We start from the raw sequence: 20,911 nt of genomic DNA, 5'->3' as shown, positions 1-20,911 counted from the left end.
TGATGTGGTCTGAAAAATACCGGCCTCAGATTATTTCTGATATGGTGGGAAATGAAGAGCAAAGAACAGCTATAATGGAATGGTTTGCCAAATGGAAAAAAGGTACAAAACCACTCCTTTTGGTTGGCCCTCCAGGTATTGGGAAAACCACTATTGCATATCTTGTAGCCAAACAATTTGGATATGATATGATTGGACTTAATGCAAGTGATGTTAGGAGTAAATCTAGAATCAATGAAATTCTTATGCCTGTTTTAGGCAATGTGAGTGTCTTAGGAACTCCGATGATTTTTGTTGATGAGGTTGATGGAATTCATGGACGAGGTGATTATGGTGGTGCTTCGGCACTTGTTGATATTCTCAAAGAACCTACAGTACCAATAATTCTTGCAGCAAATAATGACACATCAGATAAAATGAAAAGTATCAAAAAAGTTGTTAAAACAATATCTTTCAAAAGAATTCCTCCACGATTACTTAGAGTCTATCTTGAAAATATTTTAAAGAAAGAAAATGCAAAACTAAGTCCTGGTTCTTTAATCAAAGTCATTGATAAATCCAAAGGGGACATCCGTTCAATGATAAATTTAACCCAATCTTTAGTTACTGGATTTAATCCACAAACAGAAACAACTTTTGAAAATATTAATGTTGAAGATGGTGTTAATGCTTTCTTCAAAGCAAATTCAATTGAAGAATCTAGAATAGTATTATATTCTATGCAGATTGATCCTCGAGAAAAAATTAATGCATTCTATTCAAGTATTATTACAAGTAATTTAGATAATTCAAGTCTTGCAAAATATCTAGAAACCATTTCAAATGCTGATATGCTTTTTGGAAAGATTATGAAAACTCAGAATTGGAGACTTTTACGTTATCTGAATGATATTTTGATTAAATTATATCAAAACGATGATAGAATAAGATATGCACAATACAATCTATCGTGGCCATTACTAAATAGAATCCGTTGGGATGGTGCAAAAATTAAATCAATGTCGTCTATCATGGCAAGAAAATTACATATGTCTTCAAGTGCTTTTGTAACTTTATGTTTGCCTTTTGTCTTACTTTGTATTAAAAATAAAACTATTCAATTAGATCTAGAAGAAACTTTTGGGGATATTATTGAAAAGGAGATTGAGATAATTCAATGAGTTGGAGAAAAATCCCCATGAAATTTCCTGGTACTTGTATAGTTTGTAATGAAAAAATCGAAATTAATGAGATTGGTTTATGGGCAAAAGGATTAGGTGTAAAACACGAAAAATGTGCTCAAATCAATGAATTACAATGCAGTGTTTGTGGGGGGCCAGCTGGTTGCCTTCAATGCGAATTTCAGGAAACTTGTGACATTCCCAATGTTTCTCAATTATGTATTTGTAAAAAATGCAGTGAAGAAAAAGATGCTTTTAAGTCATATCAAAAATCAACAAACAAGAAATTTGCAATTCTTAACTCTTGAAATTCTAAAAAAAAACAATGATCTGTGATTTTTTTTAAAATATTCATGAATTTTAATTTTCAAACTAAATTAATATATGAAACCATATCAGACTTAGATCACTGTTATGCATTCTGAAAAGATTGAGCGATATTCTAAAAATAACAATACTGCATTTCAAGGGGGTGGACAAGACAGAATTAAGGCCCAACATGAAAAAGGTAAATTAACTGCTCGTGAAAGAATAGGTCTTTTACTTGATGAAGGTACTTTCACCGAGATTGATCCATTAACAACACATCATTATCATGAATATGATATGCAAAAAAAGAAATTTTTCACAGATGGTGTGGTTGGTGGTTATGGAAATGTAAATGGTAGACAAATCTTCGTCTTTGCTTATGATTTCACTGTTCTTGGTGGAACTCTTAGTCAAATGGGAGCTAAAAAAATTACTAAACTAATGGATCATGCACTAAAAAACGGCTGTCCAATTATTGGAATAATGGATTCTGGTGGTGCACGAATTCAAGAAGGAATTATGAGTCTTGATGGCTTTGCTGACATATTTTATCATAATCAATTAGCCTCGGGAGTTATCCCTCAAATTACTGCAAGTATAGGTCCTTCTGCCGGCGGTTCTGTGTATTCTCCTGCCATGACTGACTTTGTTATCATGGTGGAAAAAGTTGGAACAATGTTTGTCACTGGACCTGATGTTGTTAAAACAGTTTTAGGTGAAGAAATCTCATTTGATGAACTTGGTGGAGCCATGACACATGGTTCAAAAAGTGGAGTTGCACATTTTGTTGCACAAAATGAATACGAATGTATGGATTATATCAAAAAATTAATTTCTTATCTTCCTCAAAATAATACTGAGGCACCACCAAAAATAAAAACTGATGACGATCCAAATCGAATGGATCATAATTTAATTAACATTATTCCAGAAAATCCTCTACAACCTTATGACATGAAAGAAATAATTAATTCAATTGTAGATAATCATGAATTTTTTGAAGTGCATGAACTATTTGCACCAAATGTTGTAGTGGGATTTGGAAGAATGGATGGTCAAGTTGTTGGAATTATAGCTAATCAACCAATACATCTTGCAGGTGCACTTGATATTGATTCATCAAATAAAGCAGCAAGATTTATTCGATTTTGTGATTCATTTAATATTCCAATTATTACTCTAGTTGATACTCCAGGATATATGCCAGGTTCAAATCAAGAACATAATGGAATCATTAGACATGGAAGTAAATTGTTATATGCATATTGTGAAGCGACTGTACCAAGAATTACTTTAGTTATTGGAAAAGCATATGGTGGTGCATACATTGCAATGGGAAGTAAAAATCTAAGAACTGATATTAATTATGCATGGCCAACTGCAAGATGTGCCGTTTTGGGAGGCGAGGCTGCAGTGAAAATCATGTATAGGAAAGAACTTGCAAGCGCAGATGATCCTGAAGCACTAAAAAAACAATTAATCGAAGAATTTGCAGAAAAATTTGAAAATCCATACGTGGCAGCATCACATGGTACTGTAGATAATGTAATTGATCCAGCTGAAACAAGACCTATGCTTATCAAAGCATTACATATGCTTGCAAATAAGAGGGAAAAACAACTTCCAAGAAAACATGGAAATATCAACCTGTGATTAAATATGATTGAAAAAGTACTGATTGCAAATAGAGGAGAAATTGCTTTACGTGTAATTAGAACATGTAAAAGACTTGGAATTAAAACCGTTGCTGTTTATTCTGATGAAGATTATGATTCAATGCATGTTAAACAAGCATCTGAAGCATACTATATTGGAGAAGCAGCTCCTGCAAAATCATATCTAAATCAAGAAAAAATTCTTGAAACCATATTGTCTTCTGGTGCAGATGCAATACATCCAGGATATGGATTTCTTTCAGAGAATTCTGATTTTGCAACTACATGTGAAAAAAATAACATAAACTTTATCGGACCAACAGGCAAATCCATGGATCTATGTGGAGATAAAATGCAATGCAAGGCTGCAATGCTTAAAGCTAAAGTTCCAACAGTTCCTGGAAGTCCCGGACTAGTAAAAGATGTTGAAGAAGCATTAAACATTGCAAATGAAATTGATTACCCTGTAATGTTAAAATCAGTTTATGGTGGTGGAGGTCGTGGAATTAGAATTGTTACAAATGATAAAGAATTACGTGAAGGCTTTGAAACAGTTACGGGTGAATCTATTTCTGCAGTAGGCAAGTCTGCAATTATTGTTGAAAAATTCCTTGAAAAAACAAGACACATTGAATACCAAATGTGTAGAGACAAACACGGAAATGCAGTTCATATTTTTGAAAGAGAGTGTTCTATTCAGAGAAGAAATCAAAAACTTATTGAGCAAACCCCTTCTCCTGTAGTTGATCAGGAAACACGAGATCGAGTGGGTGAATTAGTTGTAAAGGCATCTGAAGCAGTCGATTACACCAACTTGGGTACTGCTGAATTTTTAAGAGCAGATAACGGTGAGTTTTATTTTATTGAAATTAATGCTAGACTGCAAGTAGAGCATCCAATCTCTGAGATGGTCTCAGGATTAGACTTCGTTAAACTTCAAATTGATATTGCAAATGGTGAGCCATTACCATTCAAACAAAAAGATCTTAAAATGAACGGTTATGCAATTGAATGTAGAATTAATGCAGAAGATACATTCTTAGACTTTGCTCCTTCAACAGGACCTGTTCCTGATGTAACAATTCCATCTGGACCTAGTGTTAGATGTGATACTTACTTGTATCCTGGATGTACTGTTTCACCATTTTATGATTCTTTAATGGCTAAATTATGTACATGGGGTCAAACTTTTGAAGAATCTAGAACTAGAATGCTTACTGCACTTAATGACTTTTACATACAAGGAGTGGAGACATCAATTCCACTTTACAAAACAATTCTTAATACTGAAGAATACAAAAAAGGTGACTTATCAACTGATTTCTTAAAACGATACGGAATAATTGATAAATTAGCTGAAGATCTAAAGAAAGAGAAAATTGAAAAGAGTGAAGAAGCAATTGCAGCTGCTATAATTTATTCTGAGTATTTTAAGAGCCGTATACAAAATGATTCTAACTCAAGTTCAAATTGGAAATATAAATTGGATTGATGAAAAATGGATTATAAAATACCTGACATTGAAAAATCATTTGATGGAAAGATTATTCAGAATCTTGGAAATAATGATTACATAATAAAAATAAACGACAATGAACATAACTTGAAAATTATAAGTATGAATTCTCGTGGCATTGAATTTATTTTTGATCAAACATATCACAAGGCAAAATATCTTGAACAATCAACTAATGAAATGAATATTGTAATTGATAATGTTCCAATTGTTATTAATCGTAATTCTCACTTTGATGAAGTTGTTTACAAACACTCAGGTGGTGCTGGTTCTGGTAATGCACAGCTGTCACTGAAAAGTCAAATTCCCGGTAAGGTTGTATCTATTGCAGTTGCAGAAGGTGATTCAGTAAAGAAAGGTGATGTAGTATGTACACTTGAATCGATGAAGATGCAAGTTTCTGTAAAAGCCCACAAAGATGGAATTATAAAATCAATTAAAATTAAAGAAACTGCATCTGTCGCTAAAGGCGATCCTATAGCTGATATAGAATAAAAAAAAATTTTCCTATTTCAGGAAATTTTTAATTTCTTCATAGTTTGGTTCTTTCAATGGATCTTCTGAAACCCATTTGTAACCAATTTTCCCATCTTCCATAATTATGAAAACAGAACGTTTAGCTGCGTTGTATCCTTTAATGTGAAGTAAATCTGGCATCAATATGTCATAGTCACGAATTGTTTTACTTGAATAATCTCCTAATAAAGGAAATTTGAAGTTATTTTTTTCTGCAAATGCTTTATTAGCAAATGGACCATCATTGCTGATTGCAATTACTTGAGCACCTTGATCTGCAATTTCTTGCCAAGAATCTCGTAAAGTACACAATTCGGCTTCACAAACTGGTGAACTGGCAGCAACTATGAATGATAAAACAATTTTTTTACCCTTAAAATCATCCAAAGTCCGCAATTTCAATTCTGTATCTGGAAGTTCAAAGTTAGGAGCTGTATCTCCAATGTTCAAAGTCATGATCGCAGTAAGTCAATGGTCTATAAAGTACTTTAGAAAATAATTTTTTTGAAAACTTGATCGAAAAAAGGAAGAATACCTTTTTATACAAAAATCAGAGTCAGAAGATAAATTGGTCGGGGAATTAGCGGGCAATTATAGTACCGTTGTATTGATGTTTGGCTTTGCTGTGGTAGCAATGGCTCCAGCACTAATAATTTCAAGAATGATTTCTCCAAGAAAAAGAAGTAATCCTGTTAAGTTTCTACCAATGGAATGTGGTCAAGTTCCAACTGGTGAAGGAAGAACTCATTTCATGATGCAGTATTATCCTTACATTTTGATGTTTGTTGTTTTTGATGTAATGGCTATATTCTTGTATGCATGGGGCAGTGCTCTTTTGGAACTTCCTAAGAGTGCTACACTTCCTATGATGGGATTTTTAGCAATTATGTTTGGTGCAATGGCATTTGCATTATATCAATCAGGGAGAAGGAGAATATGGTAGTTTTTTATATAAATTGCATTTACGAGGATAGGGGATAAGATTGCTTAAAGATTTAGTAACACCAGAAAACGCAAATGTCTTTATCGGAAAGCTAGGAGACATTTTAGAAAAAGCAATTGATAAACCATTGGGCTATGCCATCAATTGGGGTAGAATTTGGTCACTCTGGCCTGTCCATATTGAAACAGCTTGTTGCAGTGTTGAATTTGGCGCAGCATCAAGTCCTAGATATGATGTTGAAAGATTCGGTATCATTGAAGCGTTTGGTTCACTTAGACAATGTGATCTCGTTGTTGTTCAAGGAACCATTACACGAAAAATGGCACCACGTCTAAGATTAGTTTATGATCAAATGCCAGAACCAAAATATGTAATTGCTATGGGAGCTTGTGCAATTACTGGAGGGTTGTATTTTGATTCATACAATGTACTTCCAGGAATTGATGGAGTTATTCCAGTTGATGTCTATGTTCCAGGTTGCCCACCTAGACCTGAAACTCTCATCCAAGGATGTATGTTATTGCAAGAGAAAATCAAGAGAATGAAGGCTAGGAAGTTTGTATAATGAGTACTGATTCTGAAAAACCTTCTGCAGATGTTAAACCTGAAGAGAAAAAAACACCTCCACCTCCTGCAAAAAAACCTGAAGAAAAATCTGTAGATTTACCTGCCTTTGAAAAAGGAATTTCTGATAAAATTATTGAAAAATTTGGTGATAAAGTAGAATCAACATTTGTGAAACAAGATAGAGTTGGAATTAAAGTTGGAAAAGAAAATGTTCATGAAGTTGCTGAATTCATTCGTGATGGATTAAATTTTGATCATGTAGAATCTGTTTCAGGTGTTGATTATCCTCAAGATAAAGAAATTGAAGTTGTTTATCATATAGGATCTTATACTGATTCATCACTAGCAAGTCAAATTCTTGTTTTATCTACAAGGGCACAAAGAGAAGAAAATCCAATTCCTGGTAATGATGCTACTAAACTTCCAACTCTTAGAGATATATTTTACAGTGTTGAATTTCATGAAAGAGAAGTTTTTGAAATGTTTGGAGTTTACTTTGAAGGACATCCTGATAATAGACGATTACTTTTACCAGAAGATTGGGCAGATTTACCACCGCTTAGAAAGGACTTTGCAATAAAGGGAAGATAGAATGACTACTGAATTACCCCCAGGATTAGCACTCCAAAAAGTTGATGAGAGAATAATGACTCTCAATGTAGGACCACAACATCCTGGTTCTGGTCACATGAGAATAATTGTTCAAATTGATGGTGATTACATTGTTGCATGTGATCCTGATCCTGGATATGTTCACCGTGGAGAAGAAAAAATGGCAGAATACAGAAACTATATCTTGAACATTCCTCACTTAGAAAGACCAGTAATTCATGACTCATGCAATGTTCTTTATCCATATGTTTTGGGTGTTGAAGAAATTGTTGGTATTGAAGTTCCCGAACGTGCAAAATATGTTAGAGTTATCGCATCTGAACTAAACCGATGTATTTACACAATGTATTGGCTTGCAATTTATGGGATTTTCTTAGGACATTCTACGATGTTTATGTGGCCAGCTGGTGATCGTGAACTCTTAATTGATCTAATGGAAAAAATGACTGGTGCAAGGGTAACACATGCCCATTTTGTTCCAGGTGGAGTAAGAAATGATTTACCTCCAAACTTTGAGGATGTTTGTTTACGTCAAGTAAATTACTTTGAAAAAAGAATCAAAGAATATGCTGCAGTATTTTATGATAACCCAATTCTAATTTCTAGAACTCGTGATACAGGAGTTCTTTCACGTGAAGATGCAATTAGACTTGGTACAACTGGTTCTGTACTTCGTGCAAGTGGTGTAGATTTTGATCTAAGAATAAAGGAACCATATGATGTCTATGATGAATTAGATGTTCACACTAACGTAATGAAAGAAGGTGATTCTTATGCAAGATCTAAAGTTCCTTGGCTTGATATGCTTGAAAGCTGTAATATTATTAGACAAGCATTACAAAAAATGCCCAAGTCTGGTTCAGTTAGAACTAAACTTAAACCAAATCCAAAAGGAAAAGGACTTGATTCAGTTTACAAACGAGTTGAATCTGGAAGAGGTTCTTTAGGATGTTACATTGTATCTGATGGGAAAACTGAACCCTATAGACTCAAGTTGAGTGTTGGTTCTTTTAGAAACTTAATTGCATTACCCTATCTTCTTAAAGGCGAAAAACTTGGTAACATGCCTTCTGTTTATTGGAGTCTTAACTATTGGCCAGTGGAGGCAGACCGATAAATGTCCGTAATTGCACCAAAATTCAAACTTAGTGAATTTATCAAATCACTACTTGATAATGTCATTTGGATAATTTTGATTTTAAATCTAATTGGAATTCCATTAGTTTTCATGGTTTTATTTGCAATAGAAATGCCTGTGATTAATGGTGAATTACTTACACCATTTCTGGCATTAACCTGGATAGCAGATCCATCTCGTACTCTTCCAATCATCAAGGCCTTTATGACCACTGATATGTTCAGAGTAATGGCATTTCCTGGGTTTGGTTTTGCTGCACTACTTGCAGCAGGTACGATATTTGTTGAAAGAAAAATGCTTGCAAAATTACAATTAAGAGTTGGTCCATTTTACTGTGGAAAATTTGAAGGTATATTACAATTAATGGGTGATGGACTAAAATTAATTTCAAAAGAGATTATTATTCCAGCAAAAGCTGACAAGCCGATTTTCTGGGCTGCACCAGTAATGTTTGTTGCAGCAGCAGCATCATTTGTAGCATTAATTCCTGTTGCTCCTGGTTGGGTAGTGGCAGATGTGGACTTAGGATTGTTAGGAGTATTTGCAGTCATAGGATTTTTCCCAATCATTACAATTCTTTCTGCATGGTCTGCAAATAGTAAATTCCCATTCATTGGAGGTATTAGAGCTTTATTCCAAATGGTTTCATTTGAAATTCCACTAATTCTATCTTTGTTAGGAGTTGTTATTCTAACTGGAACCCTGAACTTATCTGAAATTGCAGCAAGTCAATCTAGTTTTCCTTGGATTGTATTTTTACCGGTTGGTGCTATTGTCTTTTTCATTACAATGTTGGCAGAATTAGAAAGAATTCCATTTGATCTACCTGAGGCAGAAAGTGAGATTGTAGCTGGATGGCTAACTGAATTATCTGGAATGATGTATGGACTTGTACAATTAGGAACCTATCTGAAACTTTATGCATTTGCAGCATTGTTTACAGTGTTATTCCTTGGTGGATGGAATGGTCCAATGGTTATACCACCATTCCCTGCAGAAATTATTACTGATGGAATTGAACTTGGACCTATCACTGCCAATATTGCAGGGTTACCTGTATTTACACAAGAAATGCTTAATGGAACACTTTGGTTTGTTCTAAAAACAGTTGGGGTTATCTTCTTCATACTATTGCCAAGAGGTGTATTCCCAAGAATTAGAATTGATATGTTGTTGGATCTTGGTTGGACCAAACTTATTGGACTTGCATTCGTTAACATCTTTATTGCTCTAGGTTTGCTTTACGCTGGAGTGTTAGGGCCAGGAGGTTTACAATAATGGGAACTGCTACAGGTATTATTCGCGCATTAAACTCTGGAATTAAACATATTGCAACAAAGCGATTTACACTTCGTTATCCTGAAGAGAAACTAAAATTTGTAGGCGATGGTTACCAATTTGATCCTTCCACTGGTGTTGGAATTGCTGGATTAAAGGGACGTCATATGTTATTCCATGATCATTGCACTGGTTGTCAATTATGCTCTATTGCATGTGAAGGAGTTGCAGAAGCAATTGCAATGGTCAAAGTTCCAGAAGAACAAAAACAAAATAAAAAATCTATCATGCCACAAATTGATTATGGAAAATGTGTTTTTTGTGGACTCTGTGTTGATGCATGTCCATTTTATGCTCTATACATGACTAATGATTACGAACTTTCTTCATTTTCAAAAGAAGGATTGATCTATACTCCTGCCCAACTTGCTGTAAAACCATATGTTGCACAAGATAGTGAAATCCAAATTACTGATAGAGGTGCATCACATGGCTGATGCAGCGTTTCTTGCATTAACTGTAATAACAATTGGTTCTTCAATTGCAGCACTTGAATTAAGATCATTGATTTATGGCTCAATTGCTTTGATGGGAACGTTAGGTGGGATTGCTGGATTCTTCTTCTTACTTGATTCTCCCTTTGTTGCATTATTCCAATTAGCTGTGTATGTTGGTTCTATTGCTGTTTTAATTTTGTTTACCGTCATGTTAGTAAAAAGAGAATTAATTTTCAAAAAAATTGAAGATAAGAGAAGAAAATTTGCAGGTATTGGATTAATGTTGGTAGTTATGGTAGCGTTAGGGGCTGTATTCCTTGATTCAGGAATTAAAACAATAACTACTGATGAACCTCCAGTTAATTTCAGAGATATCGGTACAGACTTTGTAACATATTATTGGCCTGCATTGATTTTGATGGGATTGATTTTAGCCGGTTCTGTAACTGGTGCATTAGTTTTAGCCAAACGAGAGGATGTGGAGAATGACCAGCGAGCTAGTTGATTTTACACTTGTATCTGTTGCTTTATTGGGCATAGGAATTTACGGTCTTGCAGTAAAGCGAAATTTTATTCGAATGTTATTTGCAGTTGAAATTATTATTAATGCTGCAAATCTCAATCTTGTAGCATTTGGTAGATTTTTACCTCATAGTGGAGGTCAGACTTTGGCATTATTCTCAATTGCAATTGCGGCAGCAGAAGTAGCAGTTGGATTATCTTTAATTATTGTAGCTTATAGGATGTATCAAAATGTCGATATTGCAGACTTTAGGAGTTTGAAGGGATAATGGAATATGCATTATTACAGGCAGTATTCTTGCCGTTACTCTTATCACCAATTGCTTACATTATTGGAAGAAAAATGGGTCCAACACCTGCAATGTGGTTTACCTTTGCAATTTTGCTTTACACAACAATCTTAGTAATTAATGCTGCATTATCTGGAACTGTAGAGGAACATTATCCTTGGACTGAGCAGTTTGGAGAATTTGGTTTCTTACTAGATGGTTTGGCATCTCCATTTGCAATTATGATCTATGTGTTATCTACAATCTTGGCACTTTATTCAAAACCATACATGATTCACAAATTCCACGAACAATTTGAAGAAGAACATAAAATGAATTCATCTTCAGGTGCTCAAACTTCAGTAGTTGAATCATCATCACTTTCAAATTATGTTAATGCTAAATCTGGTATTTACTTTGCATTGTATCTTGTTTTTGCAATGGGAATGCTTGGAACTGTTCTTTCAACAAATCTCATCGAATTTTATATTTTCTTTGAGGTTATGTTAATCCCTGGTTTCTTTTTAGTTGCACTTTGGGGTGATGGTCCTAGAAGAAAAATTGGCTTAATGTTCCTATTCTGGACCCATGCTGGCGCAGTTGTTTTACTATTGGGCTTTTTGATGATTGGTCTTTCATTGGGAAGTTTTGATTTTGTAGATATTCGTGAATCTGATATTCCTCAAGATCTTGTGATGATCTCAGCAGTTGCAATTGCAATTGGACTGGGAGTAAAGCTGGCAGTTTTTATGTTCCATATTTGGCTACCTTATGTTCACGGTTCTGCACCAACACCAATCAGTGCATTATTGTCTCCTGCCATGATCGGAATTGGTGCTTATGGTATTTTCAGATTAATTGTTGAATTTTTACCTTCAACATTTGCAGATCTTGCAATATGGTTCCATGTTTGGGGTCTTGTTACAATGATTTATGGTGGTGCAATGGCACTGATGCAAGATGATTTGAAACGTATGCTTGCATATTCTAGTATTAGTCAGATGGGATACATCCTATTTGGTATTGGTTCGATTTCTGTACTTGGTCTTGCAGGTGCTGAGATGATGTATGTGACACACGCTATTGGTAAAGGCATTCTCTTCATGATGGCCGGAATTATCATTGTCAAAGTCGGAACTAGAAGTATTTCTAAACTTGGAGGATTAGCAGGAAAGATGCCAATAACAGCAGTATGTGCAGTAATTGGTGCATTAACAATTATGGGTGTTCCGCCAACAAGTGGTTTCATGGGAGAATGGATTCTCTTTTTCGGTGCATTAGAAACTGCAATTGAAGAAGGCTCAACACTTAGAGCAATAACGTTTGGTCTAGGTCTTGTAGCAACTGCACTTACAATGTCATACATGCTATGGATGCTAAAACGTGTATTCTTTGGAAAAACTCCTGAACATCTTGAACATGTGAAGGAAGGAAGTTGGTACATGACTGCACCAATGATGGTGCTTGCAGGATTTTCAATTGTAGTTGGTATTTATCCGGATATTTTCTTGAAAACAATAATTCCATACATGAACGGAGTGTTAGGAGTCTAGACTATGGCTACTGAAGCTTTTGGATTACCATTTGAAGTTGGAACTCTTAGTGCTTGGTTAGTTTGGATTCTACCATTTGCTGCAGCAATGATTATTCCTGGTGTTGGAAAATTATCAAAACACGCAACTGGATATGTTGCAGTGGCATTTGCTTTGATGAGTGCTTTATCTGCAGCAACAATGATTCCTGTTGCATTAGAAGCACACGAAATGCATCATCAAATTATGTGGATTGAATCAATTGGTCTCAAAGCAGGTGTCTTAGCAGATCCTCTTTCAATAATTATGGCAAACGTGGTTGGTTGGATTTCATTCCTCATTATGATTTACAGTACAGGATACATGAAAGGCGATAAAGATATTACAAGATTCTGGTTCTGGATGATGTTCTTTATTGGTTCAATGCAATTGATTGTTTTATCTGATAACTTACTCCAAGTATTCTTTGGATGGGAAGGTGTAGGACTTGCGTCATATGCATTGATCAGCTTTTGGTATCGCGACAAGAAGAAGGATCATGTTGGTGTTGAAGGTAGAACTGTTCTTGGCATGTTAGATTACTATGCACCAACACATGCAGGTATGAAGGCATTCATCATGACCAAAGTTGGTGATGTGATGATGATTGCAGGTATGCTTTTGATATTCTTGTTTGCAGGTACATTTGGATTTAAAGAACTAATGGGTGATACCCAATGGGCAACTAACATGGCTGCTCAGGGACTTTTAGTTCCGGCATTTGTTTTGCTATTTGGAGGAGCAGTTGGTAAATCAGCTCAGTTCCCACTAAATGAATGGCTACTAGAAGCAATGACTGGTCCTACTGCGGTTTCTGCGTTAATTCATGCAGCAACAATGGTCAAAGCAGGTGTATTCTTGGTAGCAAGAATTGGTCCACTTGTATTTGCATTAGGTGCTGCTGGTATTATGGCCGACCAATTCTTTGAGATAGTAGCTTGGGTTGGTGCAATTACTGCGTTACTACTTGCAACACAAGGTATGGTAAATAATGAAATTAAGAAAGTTCTTGCTTATTCAACTGGTTCTCAAATTGGATATATGATGATGGCACTAGGTGTTGCAGGACTATCTCATCAATATGTTGATGGTTACACTGCAGGATTCTTCCATCTTATTTCTCATGCAATGTTCAAAGCTTCACTATTCATGGCAGCGGGTTCTTTGTTACATATTGTTGGTTCAAGATTCATGAGTGATATGGGTGGCTTAAGAAAACAGATGAAGAAAACATATGCATTCATGTGGGCAGCTGGACTTGGTTTAATGGGTGCACCATTTATCACAACGGGTTTCTGGAGTAAGGATGCAATATTTGCAGCAGTCTATGAATCAGGAAATGAATGGGCAATTCCACTTTATGCAATTGCAGTATTAACTGCAGTAATCACAGCATTCTATACTACTCGAATGATTGGATTGGTCTTCTTTGGAAAGAAGAGCAAACACATTGAAAAGATGGAAGAGGAAGGACATCACATTCATGAAGCCCCATTATCCATGTGGGTTCCATATGGAATTCTTGCAGTACTTACAATTGGAATTGGTCTAATTGGATTATCTGCAGAAGAAGGCCTCCATCATGTATTTACTGATTATCTTGAACATTCATTTGGTATTCATTCTGAACATATAGCAACTGAAGCTTCAATACTTCCAGAGTTCTTGCAAGGACTTAATCCTGTAGCCTTAGGTTCATCATTAGTAGCATTTGCTACAGGAATTGGTCTTGGTTACATCTTCTATATTGGAAGATGGGTTGATCCTGTAAGATTTGTAAATTCCAACATCTTCTTTTACGCAATTCACAAAGTTCTCTTAAACAGATGGTATCTAAATGCAATTATCTATTGGTGTTTTGTTGTAGCACCATTGTGGTTGGCAAGAGGTGTATTCAGATACTTTGAAAAGACGACTATCGATTATGGTATGAATGATGGTGTTCAGAAAGCAGTTGGCTGGAGTGCAAAAGTTGTACAGGGAACTCAAACTGGTGTCTCACAATCATATCTATTCGTATTTGGAGCAGGATTACTATTCGTAGTCTTGATATTGTTGATATAGGAGATTGATGATTTGTTAGAAATTACTTCAACCCCATTGGTATTAATTGCAATATTGGGTACTGTCGGCATACTTCTTCCGATAATTAGCATTGCTAGAAAAGAAAGAGGCTCTAATTCATTTTATGCAGTAATTGCATTTGCAGCATTAATTGTATCCATGGGATATGTTGGATACCAATTTATTAACGAAAACGTTTCTGCATCTGCTCTTTTCTCAGAAGATGTTATAGTTGATGATGCATTTGGTGGATTCTTTGCAATTGCAATGTTGATTGTTGCATTGTTCACGACAGTTGGCTCTTTCAATTACATGAGAAAACATAATTCTCCTGCAGTATACTATTCTCTAATTTTACTTGCAACTATTGGTATGGTGTTAGTAGCATATTCTACAGATTTGGTAATGCTATTTGTTGCATGGGAACTTATGAGTATTCCAACCTATGTTTTAGTTGGATTTATGAAAAAGAATCCAAGCTCAAATGAGGCTGCTCTGAAATATTTCTTGTTTGGTGCATTATCATCGGCAATCATTGTTTACGGAATTTCACTTTCTTATGGATTAACTGGTTCAACAAATATTGGAGAAGTGATTCAAGGTTACTCTACACTTGATCCTTCCATGTTGCCTCTTGCATTACTTTCTGTTGGTATGTTTATTGCCGGATTTGGGTTCAAGATGGGACTTGTACCTTTTCATCAATGGCTTCCTGATACTTATGAGGGTGCACCATCTCCAATCACAGCACTTCTTGCGGCAGCAACAAAGAAAGCTGGATTTGCAGCAACAATTAGAATTGTAATTCTGGGAATGGTAGTTCTAAATCTTGATTGGACATTAGCTCTTGGTATTATTGCTGTGATGACAATGACTGTTGGAAACGTTGCTGCAATAATGCAAAAGAATCTCTCAAGAATGTTAGCATATTCTAGTATTGCACATGCAGGATACATTTTGATTGGACTTGCAGTTGCACCACATAGCTCACTTGGATTACAAGGCTCATTGTATCAAATTATGAATCATGCTGTAATGAAAGGAGCAGCTTTTATTGCAATTGCGGGAATTGTAACAACTCTTGCTGTAACTAATATTGATAAACTCAAAGGACTTGGAAGAAGGATGCCAATTACTGCTCTAGGGTTGGTAATTGCATTGTTTGCATTAGCTGGAATTCCTCCACTTTCAGGATTCTGGAGTAAACTCATGTTGTTTGGCAGTGCATTAGATGCAAGTTCTACTTTATGGTGGGCACCATGGCTTGCAATTGCAGGAGTTCTAAACAGTGCATTATCACTTGCTTACTATGGGTGGATTACACGAAAAATGTACTTTGAAGGTGAAACAGAAAAAAGAGTTGCAGAACCAAAATCTATAATGGCAGTTATGATCTTCTCTACAATCTTCTTGGTAGGATTTGGTGTATACCCAGATCCATTAATTAAATTTGTAGAGTTTGCAACACCTGTAATTAGTTTAGGTCTTATGCCTTAAATGAAGTAAATTTTATTAAATTATCTAAATTTATTTTTGCGTCATTATCTGGAATTTTTCTTAAACCAACTCTTGCTTTTTCAGAATATTCTTTTAACAACTCTTCCATTTTATTAAAAACATCTCTTGGATCAGAACTTTTCTTAATTAATAGATTAAATAATTTGTCTTCATTTTTCCAATCCAACAAATCATCTCTAATTTGATATGCAATACCTATATTTTTTCCATATTCTGTTAATGCTTCAATTTCTTCTTCAGAACCATTTGCAATAATTGCACCAATTCTTGCTGCAACCTCAAATGCAGTTGCAGTTTTGTATTCGATTACTTTGAGATAATCATCAAAAGTAACATCCTCACTTGTTTCTAACCTATTTTCAATCATTTCTCCTTCACTCATCAACATTGCAGTTGTGGCTAAATCTTTTGTAATTCTAGCATTATCTAATCTTGAAGATATGGCAAGAATTAACCCTAAAACAAAGTCTCCTGTAAGAACACTAGTGTTATAACCATATTTGATATGAAATGGATCTTTTTGCCTTCTCATTGTTTCATTATCAATAATATCGTCATGAATGATTGATTCCATATGTAAAAATTCAACAGCACACGCAGCTGATAATGTATTTTCATCAACCTTTCCTACACTTTCAGCTGCTAATGTCAAAATTATTGGCCTAATTCGTTTTCCACCATCTAATGAATATTTTAATGGCTCAATGAATTCAGATTCTGAATAAAGAGACAGTTCGTTTTTTAATGCTTCATCAATTTTTTCAATATACTTTCCATAGGTTTCAAGTAATGGATTGATTTCAATATTTTTCCTGTCCAAAATTGCCTGATCAAAAAACTTTGTCATTAGTAAATAAATCTTGGTGCTCCAGCCGGGATTTTCATCGATTGATTTTGAACCCGGGATCACTGCCTTGAAAGGGCAGTATGCTTGACCGGTCTACACCACTGGAACCCATGAAAATTCTGTGTTTTGACCATAAAATCTTTTGTAAACAACAAAGATTTTTTTATTGGCAATTTAGGAGTTGAATCATGAGTATAATTAAAAAAATTGATGAAATGATTGAAGAAAGAAGTTTACTAAAACACCCATTTTACCAAATGTGGTCTGATGGGAAGTTAACCCAAGAATCTTTGGCAGGTTATTCAAAAGAATATTTCCAACTTGTAAAAGCTGTCCCAAATTTTATGACTCCAATTATTGAAAAAGCACCAGAAGCAGTTGTTGATGAGTTAATTGAAAATCAACAGGAAGAATCTGATCATATCCAGCCCTGGATTGACTTTGCAGGAGAACTCGGTATTTCTCAAGATGAATTAATTCCGTATTCTGGAACATCTAAAACTAAGAAAGCAGTGTCTGATCTTAATACATTAATGGATACCTTTGAAGGTGGTGCATGTGCAATGTATGCTTTTGAAAAAGAAATTCCAAAAATTAGTCAAACAAAACTTGATGGATTGTCTGAATTTTATGGATTGACAAGTCATGAGGCTACAGAATACTTTAGACTCCATACAGAAGCTGATATTCGCCATACTGCATCATGGAGAAATATCTTGGAAAAATCTTCATCTGACACAAATAACTTGATTGAAATTGCAGACAAATCAATTTCTGCACAAAACTTGTTACTTGATAGTTGCTATGAAGAATACTGTTAATCTCATAACATTTTAAACCTAAGACTAGATTCATCTGCTTAGGGCCCGTAACTCAGCTTGGTAGAGTAACCGGCTCATAACCGGTGAGCCAAGGGATCGAAGCCCTTCGGGCCCATATCTTTTCAATTAGTTTTAAAATGAGCCAATCCAAAATTCATTGGCCGCAATGAAGAATCAGAGTTATATCTGAATGGTGATTGGAAGGCATTTGTCTGAGCTGCCAATATTCATTTGCTAATTTGCTTTTTCACTTTTTCTAGTACATTTTCATCTACTAAATTTTGTTCATATAGTGCTTCTGTAATTTGCAAAATATCTAGAATTGAATGCATATTGACACCTAATGCAGATAATGCTTCATCTGCACCTTCCATTCTATTGACAATTACATATGCGTCTTTAACTGAAATGTTAACTTCTTTTAATGATTTTATTGCATTTACTACTGAACCTCCAGTAGTTGCAACATCATCAATCATAACTACTGTCATTCCATCATGAATTTTTCCTTCCACAGATTTAGAAGTGCCATAATCTTTTGGTTTGTTTCTCACATAGATTAGAGGTTTTACAGTTTCTATTGCTAATGCTGAGGCAATCACCAAGCCACCAGTTGGAACAGAAACAATAGAATCAAAATTAGTTAATCCAATATTATGAGCTATCTCATTTTCAAGATATTTCACCATTTTTCTAAATTCATGTGGATAGCTTGGAACTAGTCTTAAATCTACATAGTATGAACTCTTTTTCCCACTTGCAAGAGTAAATTCTCCAAATTTTATTATGCCTTTTTCATGCAAAAAGGTTGCAAACTCTTTTACAAATTCCATACCAAAGTTAACTACACTGGATTTATTTTGGTTTGTATTATCAATGAATTATGCCTGAAATCTGGTTAAATTATGGTGTTACAGACGTAGTTTTAGATATAAGAGCAGAAAATTTAGAGCAAAAAATTGATTCTGATGGAAAAATTTTGGATGATTCAGCGATCAATGAAAAACTCAATTCTCTTGATTTGTCAAAACCCATGGAACTAGTAATTTTACATAATTCAAAATCTATCCAAAAAATTATCTCTTCTCTGTTTACTTTGTGTGAGCAAAAATCAAAACCTTTTCCCAAAATTTTTGCTGAGAAAAAAATACTGAATTTAGTCAAAGCAGGACTTCCTGAAGGAAGTTCAATTAATGAATTTGATGATATTGATATTTCTAATTCAAATCTTGTATTTATGGGTGAGATGGAATTTGATGGATTGTTTGGTTATGAGACTATTTCAACACGTTTAATCAAAAAATTTGGTTTAGATTCAATGCTTTCTGCATATGCAAAAAGACAAGGAAATTTACCTGTACCAGGACAACATCCTGAAAGTTTAGTTGAAGCAAAAAAATTCACTGATAATTTTGAAATTCAGGGCATTGAAATAGTTGCAAATTCTCAAGGCATTCTTGATTTTTCAATAGGTCATCCATCTGAAACAATCTCTACTACAAAAACTTTGGAATCTAACTCTATCAAAGAAACTGGTGAGCATAAAACCATGGTGATTAGTACAGGTAAGGATGCAAGTAATTTTGATTTAGGAAAATCACTGTCGTCTCTTTGGAATTGCTCTAATGCAATAAAAAAAGACGGTCTAGCAATTTTAGTAGCTGAATGCAAAGGTGGATTGGGATCTGATGCAATTCAACAATATGTTGAAGACCGATTGACTTTGGAGCAACTAAGAAATCCTACCAAATACATTGGTGGTATGGAAGATCTGTTATTTCTCTCTGAAATACAAAAGAATTTTCAGATTGGACTGGTTTCAATTTTGCCTGAATTTTATGCCAAGAAACTAAACATCATATCACTACCTGGAATAAAATATTCTATGGATTATATTTTAAAAACACAAGGAGTAAGACAAAAGGTTTCAGTCGTTTTGGATGGTGCTAGACTTTTACTAAGGTAAAAGATATGGTAGGAAATCTGATGGTAATGGTGCACACAAAATCGCTAATCCTATAATTCCAATATATGCAAGTTTTCTATTTCTAGAAAGTGGAGAAATATCATCAAGTGGAGTTGCTCCTGGGTTTCTTGAACTCATAAAGAGAATCAGCAAAGCCATTAACCAATAATTTAGTAAAACAAGAATTGCCATACTTCCATAAGTAGCATATCTGTGTAGTTTTGGACCAAGTAATGTTCTTGCCATGTGTCCTCCATCTAATTGCCATGCTGGAAGTAAATTCAAAAATGTAATCAAAAATCCTATCCATGCTGCAAACATAACTGGTGTCATGATTACCTCATGTCCTGCTCCGCCTTTTCCAAACAGTGCCAAACTAGCAGTCATAAGTAATGGCTCACCCTGATTCCATTCTATTAATTTGGATTCGGCAAATAATCCTGCTGCGATATCTTGTTCTAATATTGGTGCAGTATATGCTCCATAAATTGAAACTATCACTGCAATTACTAATCCTGCAATGGGGCCTGCAATAGCAACATCAAACAAAATTTCACGGTTAATTGTTAATCCTTTTGATTGAATAAACGCACCAAAAGTTGGAATTCCAATTACTGGTAATCCTGGAATAAAGTATGGCCAAGTTGTTTTTAGTCCGTGTATTTTTGCAGCAATAATATGTCCAAGTTCATGAATTCCTAAAATTCCTACTAACGATAATGTGTATACTCCTGCCATTTCTAGCGGGTCACCAATTTCTATAATGGAATTAGTACCTGATGTTCTATAGTAACCATCAATCATTACAAATGAAATTACTATTGCAAATAATATTCTGGGAGTCCATGAAGAACTCATCCATTTTCGTTGTTTTTTTGGTGAAAATTTCTGAACGATTACATATTTGCCATCATTCATCTCTTCCAATTTTCCTACATAACTCATATTTTCCAATTTTCTAGCTAAATCCTCAAACTTTAATTTGAAATCATTGTCTTCTATTCTAAATTCTAAAGAAAATTCAGTTTTTGCAAAATCACTAACCTCGAATATGGATTTGACTAATGAAATGATCTCTTCTTGTGAGGCGTCTTCCATATATTAAATGCGAAACCTTTCCATTAAATGGTCTTTTGGTTTAA

General features: G+C 34.7%; 22 protein-coding genes and 2 tRNA genes. 19 read left to right on the top strand and 5 right to left on the bottom strand.

The genetic code is table 11. The annotated features are described in order from the left end of the window. Window positions 1-2 precede the first annotated feature (2 nt). The 5 genes from ACW9W3_RS01550 (at window position 3) to ACW9W3_RS01530 (ending at window position 5,135) form a co-directional block, all read left to right on the top strand. Window positions 3-1,160: an AAA family ATPase gene (locus ACW9W3_RS01550; RefSeq protein WP_457764409.1), complete on the top strand. Its 1,158-nt coding sequence runs from the start codon at window positions 3-5 to the stop codon at window positions 1,158-1,160. Window positions 1,161-1,177: 17 nt separating this feature from the next. Beyond that, a complete protein-coding gene (locus ACW9W3_RS01545; RefSeq protein ID WP_457764408.1) occupies window positions 1,178-1,468 on the top strand; it encodes a hypothetical protein in 291 nt (96 codons plus the stop codon). A gap of 106 nt (window positions 1,469-1,574) precedes the next feature. Next, entirely contained in the window at window positions 1,575-3,122 is a 1,548-nt protein-coding gene (locus ACW9W3_RS01540; RefSeq protein WP_457764407.1) for an acyl-CoA carboxylase subunit beta, read from the top strand. A gap of 6 nt (window positions 3,123-3,128) precedes the next feature. Next, window positions 3,129-4,616 carry an acetyl-CoA carboxylase biotin carboxylase subunit gene (locus ACW9W3_RS01535; protein ID WP_457764406.1) on the top strand — a complete coding sequence of 496 codons (1,488 nt, stop codon included), beginning with the start codon at window positions 3,129-3,131 and terminating at the stop codon, window positions 4,614-4,616. A 6-nt stretch (window positions 4,617-4,622) separates the two neighbouring features. Next, window positions 4,623-5,135 (top strand): acetyl-CoA carboxylase biotin carboxyl carrier protein subunit, encoded by a 513-nt coding sequence (locus tag ACW9W3_RS01530; protein WP_457764405.1) that lies wholly within the window; start codon window positions 4,623-4,625, stop codon window positions 5,133-5,135. A gap of 12 nt (window positions 5,136-5,147) precedes the next feature. On the opposite strand, the gene ACW9W3_RS01525 is transcribed toward ACW9W3_RS01530, so the two are convergent. Next, the gene (locus tag ACW9W3_RS01525) at window positions 5,148-5,612 is read right to left on the bottom strand and encodes a redoxin domain-containing protein (protein ID WP_457764404.1); all 465 of its coding nucleotides are present in this window, start codon (window positions 5,610-5,612) and stop codon (window positions 5,148-5,150) included. 154 nt (window positions 5,613-5,766) lie between these two features. On the opposite strand from ACW9W3_RS01525, the gene ACW9W3_RS01520 reads away from it, so the two are divergent. From ACW9W3_RS01520 to ACW9W3_RS01470, 11 genes are read left to right on the top strand one after another with little or no spacing between them, the layout of a single operon-like run. Then, the gene (locus ACW9W3_RS01520) at window positions 5,767-6,099 is read left to right on the top strand and encodes an NADH-quinone oxidoreductase subunit A (protein ID WP_048119539.1); all 333 of its coding nucleotides are present in this window, start codon (window positions 5,767-5,769) and stop codon (window positions 6,097-6,099) included. 40 nt (window positions 6,100-6,139) lie between these two features. Then, on the top strand, window positions 6,140-6,664 hold the full coding sequence (locus ACW9W3_RS01515; protein ID WP_179363006.1) for an NADH-quinone oxidoreductase subunit B: 525 nt from the start codon (window positions 6,140-6,142) through the stop codon (window positions 6,662-6,664). Then, on the top strand, window positions 6,664-7,257 hold the full coding sequence (locus tag ACW9W3_RS01510; protein ID WP_457764403.1) for an NADH-quinone oxidoreductase subunit C: 594 nt from the start codon (window positions 6,664-6,666) through the stop codon (window positions 7,255-7,257). Before ACW9W3_RS01515 ends, ACW9W3_RS01510 begins: the two co-directional genes overlap by 1 nt. Window position 7,258: 1 nt before the next feature. Next, on the top strand, window positions 7,259-8,395 hold the full coding sequence (locus tag ACW9W3_RS01505) for an NADH-quinone oxidoreductase subunit D (protein ID WP_457764402.1): 1,137 nt from the start codon (window positions 7,259-7,261) through the stop codon (window positions 8,393-8,395). After that, the gene (nuoH, locus tag ACW9W3_RS01500; protein ID WP_457764401.1) at window positions 8,396-9,694 is read left to right on the top strand and encodes an NADH-quinone oxidoreductase subunit NuoH; all 1,299 of its coding nucleotides are present in this window, start codon (window positions 8,396-8,398) and stop codon (window positions 9,692-9,694) included. Then, window positions 9,694-10,191: an NADH-quinone oxidoreductase subunit I gene (locus ACW9W3_RS01495; RefSeq protein WP_048117914.1), complete on the top strand. Its 498-nt coding sequence runs from the start codon at window positions 9,694-9,696 to the stop codon at window positions 10,189-10,191. The genes nuoH and ACW9W3_RS01495 overlap by 1 nt, the downstream gene beginning before the upstream one ends. Next, a complete protein-coding gene (locus ACW9W3_RS01490) occupies window positions 10,184-10,696 on the top strand; it encodes an NADH-quinone oxidoreductase subunit J family protein (RefSeq protein ID WP_457764400.1) in 513 nt (170 codons plus the stop codon). Before ACW9W3_RS01495 ends, ACW9W3_RS01490 begins: the two co-directional genes overlap by 8 nt. Next, entirely contained in the window at window positions 10,677-10,982 is a 306-nt protein-coding gene (nuoK, locus tag ACW9W3_RS01485; protein WP_109876478.1) for an NADH-quinone oxidoreductase subunit NuoK, read from the top strand. The genes ACW9W3_RS01490 and nuoK overlap by 20 nt, the downstream gene beginning before the upstream one ends. After that, window positions 10,982-12,535 carry a complex I subunit 4 family protein gene (locus ACW9W3_RS01480; protein ID WP_457764399.1) on the top strand — a complete coding sequence of 518 codons (1,554 nt, stop codon included), beginning with the start codon at window positions 10,982-10,984 and terminating at the stop codon, window positions 12,533-12,535. The genes nuoK and ACW9W3_RS01480 overlap by 1 nt, the downstream gene beginning before the upstream one ends. A 3-nt stretch (window positions 12,536-12,538) precedes the next feature. Then, window positions 12,539-14,617 (top strand): NADH-quinone oxidoreductase subunit 5 family protein, encoded by a 2,079-nt coding sequence (locus tag ACW9W3_RS01475; RefSeq protein WP_457764398.1) that lies wholly within the window; start codon window positions 12,539-12,541, stop codon window positions 14,615-14,617. 12 nt (window positions 14,618-14,629) lie between these two features. Continuing rightward, the gene (locus tag ACW9W3_RS01470) at window positions 14,630-16,114 is read left to right on the top strand and encodes an NADH-quinone oxidoreductase subunit N (protein WP_457764397.1); all 1,485 of its coding nucleotides are present in this window, start codon (window positions 14,630-14,632) and stop codon (window positions 16,112-16,114) included. Here ACW9W3_RS01470 and ACW9W3_RS01465 read toward each other — a convergent pair. Together ACW9W3_RS01465 and ACW9W3_RS01460 are read right to left on the bottom strand one after the other, a co-directional pair. Further along, window positions 16,104-16,982, bottom strand: a complete 879-nt coding sequence (locus ACW9W3_RS01465; RefSeq protein ID WP_457764396.1) for a polyprenyl synthetase family protein — start codon at window positions 16,980-16,982, stop codon at window positions 16,104-16,106. The genes ACW9W3_RS01470 and ACW9W3_RS01465 overlap by 11 nt on opposite strands. A 14-nt stretch (window positions 16,983-16,996) precedes the next feature. After that, a tRNA-Glu gene (locus ACW9W3_RS01460) sits at window positions 16,997-17,090 on the bottom strand. An 80-nt stretch (window positions 17,091-17,170) separates the two neighbouring features. Here ACW9W3_RS01460 and ACW9W3_RS01455 point away from each other — a divergent pair. Further along, window positions 17,171-17,803, top strand: a complete 633-nt coding sequence (locus ACW9W3_RS01455; protein WP_457764395.1) for a TenA family transcriptional regulator — start codon at window positions 17,171-17,173, stop codon at window positions 17,801-17,803. 41 nt (window positions 17,804-17,844) lie between these two features. Then, window positions 17,845-17,918 (top strand) — tRNA-Ile (locus ACW9W3_RS01450). Window positions 17,919-18,030: 112 nt separating this feature from the next. On the opposite strand, the gene pyrE is transcribed toward ACW9W3_RS01450, so the two are convergent. Further along, a complete protein-coding gene (gene pyrE / locus ACW9W3_RS01445) occupies window positions 18,031-18,636 on the bottom strand; it encodes an orotate phosphoribosyltransferase (protein WP_457764394.1) in 606 nt (201 codons plus the stop codon). Window positions 18,637-18,686: 50 nt separating this feature from the next. Here pyrE and ACW9W3_RS01440 point away from each other — a divergent pair, with 50 nt between their 5' ends. Continuing rightward, window positions 18,687-19,769 (top strand): transcriptional regulator, encoded by a 1,083-nt coding sequence (locus ACW9W3_RS01440; RefSeq protein ID WP_457764393.1) that lies wholly within the window; start codon window positions 18,687-18,689, stop codon window positions 19,767-19,769. Here ACW9W3_RS01440 and ACW9W3_RS01435 read toward each other — a convergent pair. Then, window positions 19,761-20,867, bottom strand: coding sequence for a site-2 protease family protein (locus ACW9W3_RS01435; protein ID WP_457764392.1), 1,107 nt, complete (start codon window positions 20,865-20,867; stop codon window positions 19,761-19,763). The genes ACW9W3_RS01440 and ACW9W3_RS01435 overlap by 9 nt on opposite strands. Window positions 20,868-20,911: the final 44 nt, after the last annotated feature.

The organism is Candidatus Nitrosopumilus sp. bin_68KS (assembly GCF_054095825.1).
Note: the sequence above shows the minus strand (reverse complement) of the source record. Positions and strands in the feature narration are given on the sequence as shown.

Coding starts and splice junctions, on each gene's coding strand:
- ACW9W3_RS01550 (WP_457764409.1), top strand. CDS start 3: ATGTGGTCTGAAAAATACCGGCCTCAGATTATTTCTGATATGGTGGGA.
- ACW9W3_RS01545 (WP_457764408.1), top strand. CDS start 1,178: ATGAAATTTCCTGGTACTTGTATAGTTTGTAATGAAAAAATCGAAATT.
- ACW9W3_RS01540 (WP_457764407.1), top strand. CDS start 1,575: ATGCATTCTGAAAAGATTGAGCGATATTCTAAAAATAACAATACTGCA.
- ACW9W3_RS01535 (WP_457764406.1), top strand. CDS start 3,129: ATGATTGAAAAAGTACTGATTGCAAATAGAGGAGAAATTGCTTTACGT.
- ACW9W3_RS01530 (WP_457764405.1), top strand. CDS start 4,623: ATGGATTATAAAATACCTGACATTGAAAAATCATTTGATGGAAAGATT.
- ACW9W3_RS01525 (WP_457764404.1), bottom strand. CDS start 5,612: ATGACTTTGAACATTGGAGATACAGCTCCTAACTTTGAACTTCCAGAT.
- ACW9W3_RS01520 (WP_048119539.1), top strand. CDS start 5,767: ATGTTTGGCTTTGCTGTGGTAGCAATGGCTCCAGCACTAATAATTTCA.
- ACW9W3_RS01510 (WP_457764403.1), top strand. CDS start 6,664: ATGAGTACTGATTCTGAAAAACCTTCTGCAGATGTTAAACCTGAAGAG.
- ACW9W3_RS01505 (WP_457764402.1), top strand. CDS start 7,259: ATGACTACTGAATTACCCCCAGGATTAGCACTCCAAAAAGTTGATGAG.
- nuoH (WP_457764401.1), top strand. CDS start 8,396: ATGTCCGTAATTGCACCAAAATTCAAACTTAGTGAATTTATCAAATCA.
- ACW9W3_RS01495 (WP_048117914.1), top strand. CDS start 9,694: ATGGGAACTGCTACAGGTATTATTCGCGCATTAAACTCTGGAATTAAA.
- ACW9W3_RS01490 (WP_457764400.1), top strand. CDS start 10,184: ATGGCTGATGCAGCGTTTCTTGCATTAACTGTAATAACAATTGGTTCT.
- nuoK (WP_109876478.1), top strand. CDS start 10,677: ATGACCAGCGAGCTAGTTGATTTTACACTTGTATCTGTTGCTTTATTG.
- ACW9W3_RS01480 (WP_457764399.1), top strand. CDS start 10,982: ATGGAATATGCATTATTACAGGCAGTATTCTTGCCGTTACTCTTATCA.
- ACW9W3_RS01475 (WP_457764398.1), top strand. CDS start 12,539: ATGGCTACTGAAGCTTTTGGATTACCATTTGAAGTTGGAACTCTTAGT.
- ACW9W3_RS01465 (WP_457764396.1), bottom strand. CDS start 16,982: ATGACAAAGTTTTTTGATCAGGCAATTTTGGACAGGAAAAATATTGAA.
- ACW9W3_RS01455 (WP_457764395.1), top strand. CDS start 17,171: ATGAGTATAATTAAAAAAATTGATGAAATGATTGAAGAAAGAAGTTTA.
- pyrE (WP_457764394.1), bottom strand. CDS start 18,636: ATGGAATTTGTAAAAGAGTTTGCAACCTTTTTGCATGAAAAAGGCATA.
- ACW9W3_RS01440 (WP_457764393.1), top strand. CDS start 18,687: ATGCCTGAAATCTGGTTAAATTATGGTGTTACAGACGTAGTTTTAGAT.
- ACW9W3_RS01435 (WP_457764392.1), bottom strand. CDS start 20,867: ATGGAAGACGCCTCACAAGAAGAGATCATTTCATTAGTCAAATCCATA.